The sequence below is a fragment of the Methylobacterium nigriterrae genome (assembly GCF_037106235.1).
GTDB lineage: Bacteria > Pseudomonadota > Alphaproteobacteria > Rhizobiales > Beijerinckiaceae > Methylobacterium > Methylobacterium nigriterrae.
Window position 1 is genome coordinate 1 of sequence record NZ_JBAWTG010000210.1, and the last position, 5701, is coordinate 5701.

6 protein-coding genes are annotated in these 5701 nt (G+C 64.0%); 5 read left to right on the forward strand and 1 reads right to left on the reverse strand.

The annotated features are described in order from the left end of the window. Nucleotides 1–445 precede the first annotated feature (445 nt). Nucleotides 446–1513, reverse strand: coding sequence for a LacI family DNA-binding transcriptional regulator (locus WDW90_RS34330; RefSeq protein ID WP_336492190.1), 1068 nt, complete (start codon nt 1511–1513; stop codon nt 446–448). A gap of 208 nt (nt 1514–1721) precedes the next feature. Here WDW90_RS34330 and WDW90_RS34335 point away from each other — a divergent pair, with 208 nt between their 5' ends. The 5 genes from WDW90_RS34335 to WDW90_RS34355 all read left to right on the forward strand — a co-directional run. Further along, nucleotides 1722–2507: an ABC transporter permease gene (locus WDW90_RS34335; RefSeq protein WP_336492191.1), complete on the forward strand. Its 786-nt coding sequence runs from the start codon at nt 1722–1724 to the stop codon at nt 2505–2507. Next, nucleotides 2504–3295, forward strand: coding sequence for an ABC transporter permease (locus tag WDW90_RS34340; RefSeq protein ID WP_336492192.1), 792 nt, complete (start codon nt 2504–2506; stop codon nt 3293–3295). The genes WDW90_RS34335 and WDW90_RS34340 overlap by 4 nt, the downstream gene beginning before the upstream one ends. A gap of 12 nt (nt 3296–3307) precedes the next feature. After that, nucleotides 3308–4096 carry an ABC transporter ATP-binding protein gene (locus WDW90_RS34345; protein WP_336492193.1) on the forward strand — a complete coding sequence of 263 codons (789 nt, stop codon included), beginning with the start codon at nt 3308–3310 and terminating at the stop codon, nt 4094–4096. Between the two features lie 57 nt (nt 4097–4153). Beyond that, on the forward strand, nt 4154–5221 hold the full coding sequence (locus WDW90_RS34350) for an ABC transporter substrate-binding protein (RefSeq protein WP_336492194.1): 1068 nt from the start codon (nt 4154–4156) through the stop codon (nt 5219–5221). Between the two features lie 51 nt (nt 5222–5272). Beyond that, nucleotides 5273–5701: histidinol dehydrogenase (locus WDW90_RS34355; protein WP_336492195.1), on the forward strand; the 429-nt coding region annotated here is incomplete at its 3' end.

A 5701-nucleotide genomic window follows, 5' to 3' on the forward strand; every position in this document is an offset into this window, starting at 1 on the left:
GACGGACCTCGGCGGTTTCGTGGAAGCGGCCAAGCAACGCTACTGGGACCGCGAGGCGAAGGTCCGCACGCTCGCTTGAGGGTGGTGATCGGCAGCCGAACGGCGACTCTTGTAGAACAGTTGCGAGAGGCAGGTGTTCGGCTGCCGACCCACAGCAGCCGGTCATTCGAGTTTGTCTCCGAGCCGGAAGGCCTTCATCAACGAACGTCCGCTTCGGTAAGACTGTGGCGAGCGGGATGTTTGGCAGGCGCGAACCGGAACGACTGATTCTGGCCGAAAGCTGCAGGTCTGTTTTCCGCCTCCGAATCGCAGAAGCAGACATCCGTTGCGACTCAGGAGGTTGTTTCAAGCTACCCCTCTCATGCCTATATGATGCCTATATTGAAGGCCCGCTAAGATTATAGAAAAAATTCAGTATTAAAATTGTTTAAGTAAAGATAAATTATCATACTTCTCTGAATATACTGATCTGCCGCACCTGAACAGGGTCCTCACGGCCCGAAGATCGAGCCGGGCCCGAGGAGTGCCGCTCGACGAGTTCAATGGCCATCTCGATGCGTTTCGGGGGAGTCTGTCCGCTTAAACGGCTAAGCAGATGCTCTGCAACTTGCCGTCCAAGTTCAGCGGTTGGCAGATGCACAGTCGTCAAGGACGGGGCGATGTGACTGGCAATCTCAAGATTGTCGATGCCAACCACGGACAGATCTTCGGGAACTGCAAGGCCACGTTGTCCCGCTTCAAGAATCACGCCGACCGCCAGCAGATCGTTGCCGCACACGACAGCCGTGGGCGGCTCCGCAAGGCCGAGAAGTTGCGCGAGACCGGCCCGGCCGCCCGCGAGCGTGAAGGGCTGTTCTGAAACTCGCGAATTCGGCAAGTCGAGCCCAGCAGACGCCAACGCCTCACGCATGCCGGCAACCCGTAAACGTGCGCGGTCATTGGTCTGAGTAAAGCCTGAAACCATCCCGAATCGTCTATGGCCGAGGCGCAGAAGATGCTCCGCAGCGAGGTATCCAGCTTGAGCGTTGTCGAAGCCGATCGAGTCCAGACGCTCGTCGAACGACCAGCTAAGCACGACCGGGATAGAAACACTGGTTAGGTGAGCCCAGGTTTCGGGCAGATGGTCGGCGCCGACAACCATGAGCCCATCGACGCCGCGGCCGAGCATCGACCGAACTGCCGCCGCTTCTTGAACTGCCGAATACTCGTGTGCAGCGAGGAGAAGTTGGTACCCACTTTTCGCCAGCGTCGTCTGCATGGCCTGAACAGCGCGCGCGAAGATTGCGTGATCTAGGGTCGGAATAACAGCTCCAATCGTGTGAGTACGCCCCGACGCGAGCGCCTGTGCTGGGCCGCCTGGGAGGTAGCCGAGAGCCTCCGCCGCCTCTCTTACCCGTTTAAGGGTATCGGGATGGACAATCGAGGAGCCGGCGAGCGAGCGCGATGCCGTTGCCGGTGAAACTCCTGCACGCTCGGCGACAGCCTGTAGTGTGGTGCGTCCCGTACGCTTCATAGCCTACCAAGCCTATGTGGCTGCAGATGAACAAGCCTGCACGCGCAATCATCAGCCAAGGTCCTAAATTAAATTCGCTTCTCATGCAATTTCGTCTTGACATGGAGCGGGATTGAACATTGAATGAAAGCGCTTTCATTGTTCCCTCTAGGGACTGACTGAAGGTGTGGCGAACCGCGAAGACGGACGCCCGATAGGAGGAAAAACCGTGAGGCTCAGCCGCCGGACACTTGTCGGCGCGACGACACTCGCCGTTCTCGCGCTCGCCTGGTACCTCGCCACCACACTCCTCGGGTTGGTCTCTGCAGGACGCTTCCCAGCCCCAGGCGACGTCGGGGCCGCTGCGGTCCAGGCGTTCGGGCGCGGCTATCCCGATGCCACGCTCTTCGTCCACGTCCTCCATTCGTTGAGGCTCGTTGCGCTGGGCTTCGTGGTCTCCGTCGGGCTCGGCGTTCCGGTCGGACTCCTGATGGGTTGGTCCCGAACTGCCGAGGCGCTCATCAACCCGGTTTTTCTGCTCCTGCGGCCAATCCCACCGCTCGCCTGGATCCCGCTCGCCATCCTGTGGCTTGGCCTTGGTGATCAGGCGAAGGTGATGGTGATCTGCTTGGCGGCTTTCCCACCTGCCGTCATCAGCACGCATGCTGGCGTCCGCTCCGTCTCACCCGCGATCGTCGAGGCTGCGCAGATGCTCGGGACGCCGCGCTTGCGCTTCGTGACCGAGGTCCTGATGCCGGCCGCCGCTCCGATGATCTTTACGGGGCTGCGCCTCTCGCTCCAGGCGAGTTGGACCACGCTCGTCGCAGCGGAGCTCGTCGGCTCGCTGGCCGGCCTCGGCTACGTGCTGAACGTGGCGCAGCAGGATCTCTATCCTGGCATGATCCTCGTCGGTATGGCCGCCGTCGGCGTGCTCGGCGCCGGGAGCACGGCACTTCTCGGGCTGGCGGAGCGCCGCGCCATCGTATGGGCCCAAGTACGAGGAGCCGCCGCGTGATCGCCTATCGCCAACCTCTCCCCTTCGGCCGCACGCTGGCGCTTGGGGCCGCCGGAACTGCGCTCTTCTTCGCATCGTGGGCCGGGCTCGCGGCCAGCGGACTTGTCCTGCACGCGTTCCTCCCGAGCCCGCTCGAGGTTGCGGAACGCTTCGTCACCCTGCTGACGACCCCCTTCGCAGGGGGCACCCTCGGTGACCATCTGTTCTCGAGCGTTCAGCGCTTCATGACTGGCTTCCTCCTGGCGGCGGCCGTCGGTGTGCCCCTCGGTCTGATGATGGGCTGGTCGCGCCTCCTAGACGACATCGTCACGCCGGTGTTCGACGCACTCCGCTTCATTGCACCGATTGCCTGGGTGCCGTTCGCCGCCCTGTGGTTCGGCACCGGGGTTGGTGGACCGATCCTGATCATATTCGCGGGTGCCTTCCCGCCTTGTCTGATCAACGCTTACCGCGGCGCCCGCTTCGTCGACCCGCGTCTTCTTGAGGCCGCCGCGATGCTCGGCACGCCGGGACACCGGGTCATCACGGAGGTGATGCTGCCTGCGGCTCTTCCCTCGATTGTCGCAGGCCTGCGCATCAGCGCCGGCCTGGGTTGGCAGTCCCTCGTGGGCGCCGAGCTGATCGTGGCCTCCACAGGCGTCGGCTACATGATGGTCCAGGCGCAAGGGGCAGTCTCGACGACGACGGTGATGGTCGGAATGGTCGCCATCGGATTGTTCGGCGTGGCCCTCGACGTGGTCCTGCGCCTGATCGAGTCCCGCATCCGTCGTCATCTCGGCCAGGCATGAGGAAAGCGCGCCATGAGCTCCATCCGCTTCGAGAATGTAGACAAAGCCTTTGGCGGCGCGGTGAAGGCGCTCGATGGAGTCGACCTCACCGTTGCCGACCGCGAGTTCGTCGCGATCGTGGGCGCGTCCGGCTGCGGCAAGACCACCTGCCTTCGCCTCGCGGCGGGCTTCGAGGCGCCGACCTCAGGTCGCGTCTTGGTTGGTGGGCAGGCCGTCCATGGTCCCGGCCCCGACCGCGCCGTGGTGTTCCAGCAATTCGCCCTGTTCCCCTGGAAGACCGTGGCCCAGAACATCGCCTTCGGCCTGCGCAACCAGGGGCTGCCCACTCCGGAGACGCGGGAACGCGTTTCGGCAGCGATAGCGATGATCGGGCTCGACGCCTACGCCGATGCCTATCCGCATCAGCTCTCCGGCGGCATGCAGCAGCGCGTGGCCATCGCGCGTGCCTACGTGCTCGAGCCCGAGGTTCTCCTGATGGATGAGCCGTTCGGCGCCCTCGACGCGCAGACGCGGGTGGTGATGCAGGAGGAACTCGTACGCCTCGCGCGCAAGAACCCGCGCACGGTTCTCTTCATCACGCACGGCGTCGAGGAGGCGGTCTACCTCGCCGACCGGGTCGCCGTGATGACCCGGCGGCCAGGCCGCATCAAGGAAATCCTCGACATCAAGGCGATCCGCGAGGCCGAGCGCTGGGATGAGTGCGCCCGGATCGAGGATGTGATGGACCTCGAATCCTTCGTCCACCTGCGCACGCACATCTGGAAATCGCTTCGCGAGGAGAAGAGTCAGGCGGCAGCCTGACCGGCACCAGAGCACTGCCCGCACTCTACAAATGTTCACTCCAGGAAGGATTGATCCATGTCGACGACGCTGAGACGCCTCCTGCTTGCCGGGGCACTCGCCCTCGCACCGCTCGCCGCTACAGCGCAGGCGCCGACCGAGAAGATCGGCGTGTCCTATCAGCCGTCGCTCTATTGGGCGTTGCCCTTCTACATCGCCACCCAGAAAGGCTGGTGGAAGGAAGCTGGGCTCGATCCGTCCTTCGCGGTGTTCCCGGCGGGCGCTCCGCAGGTCGCCGCGGCGCAGGCCGGCTCCTGGGATGTCGGTGGGGCGGGCTCGGTGCCAGCCATTCTCGGCGCCGCGCGCTTTGGCCTGCTCACGATCGGTCTCACGAACGACGAGTCGAAGACGAACGCCTTGATGGTGCGTGCCGACCGTCTCGACGCGATCCTCAAGGATCCCAAGCAGCTCGCCGGTCAGAAGCTGCTCGTCACGACGAACTCCACGGCCGATTTCGCAGCTCGGAACTGCCTGAAGAAGTGGGGTCTCGGCCCACGCGATCTGCGTTTCGTCAATCTTGGCCAGGCACAGATCATCTCAGCGGTGATCGCTGACGCGGCCGAAATCGTTGGTGTCTGGGCACCCAACACCTACACGCTCGAAGAGAAGGCGAACGCCCGGGTGATCTGCAGTGGCGCCGATGCAGGCGCCGTCGTGCCAGGTGCCCTCGTGGTGCGGGCTGATTATGCCAAGGCGCACCCGGCCGAGGTGGCCAAGTTCCTAGCAGTTTACCTCCGGGGTTGGGGCTGGGCCAAAGCCAACCCCAAGGAGGCTCATGACATGACGAAGCGCTTTTATGCGGACGGCGGCATCGAGGTCTCCGATCATGCAATCGAGCAGGAATTCGCTCTGCGCCCGACCTATCCCCTCGACGCGCAGCTGAAGGCCATGTCGCGCAGCGCCGGTGCCTCCGAGGTCGACAACTGGTTCAGCCAGATCGGCGGGTTCATGGCCGAAGTGGGAACCGTTCCCAAGGCGCCAGACCCCAAGGCCTTCATCGACGACGCCTTCCTCAAGCGCGTGGCTGATGACCCGAAGCTTCGGGCCTTCGCGACCGAGTTCGACCCGTCCAGCGTGCAGCGCTGAACGATTTCCCGAGCGCGGGCGCGCTCCTTTCCGATCAGAATGGGTGAGACGATGGCAATCGATTACGTGAAGCGCGCAACCAAGACCCCAGAGACGGAGACCGATGCGGCGCGCGAGGTCGTCAGCACCATGCTGGCCGAGATCGAGGCCCGCGGCGAGGCGGCAGTGCGCGACTATGCGCTCAAGCTCGACAAATGGTCCGGCGACATCGTCGTACCTCCGGAAGAGATTGAGCGCCGCACGCGCGACGTGCCCGAGAGCGTCAAGCAGGACATTGCCTTCGCGGCAGGCCAGGTGCGCCGCTTCGCCGAAGCGCAGCGCGACAGCGTCCAGGATTTCGCCGTCGAGCTGCTGCCGGGCCTGACCACGGGCCAGAAGCTCGTCCCCTGTAACGTCGCCGGCTGCTACGTGCCCACCGGCCGCTACGCGCATATCGCCTCGGCCTACATGTCGATCGCGACGGCCAAGGCCGCGGGCGTT

Bases quoted from the DNA above. Each gene is read 5' to 3' on its own strand.
- WDW90_RS34330 (WP_336492190.1), bottom strand. From the start codon at position 1,513: ATGAAGCGTACGGGACGCACCACACTACAGGCTGTCGCCGAGCGTGCA.
- WDW90_RS34345 (WP_336492193.1), top strand. From the start codon at position 3,308: ATGAGCTCCATCCGCTTCGAGAATGTAGACAAAGCCTTTGGCGGCGCG.
- WDW90_RS34350 (WP_336492194.1), top strand. From the start codon at position 4,154: ATGTCGACGACGCTGAGACGCCTCCTGCTTGCCGGGGCACTCGCCCTC.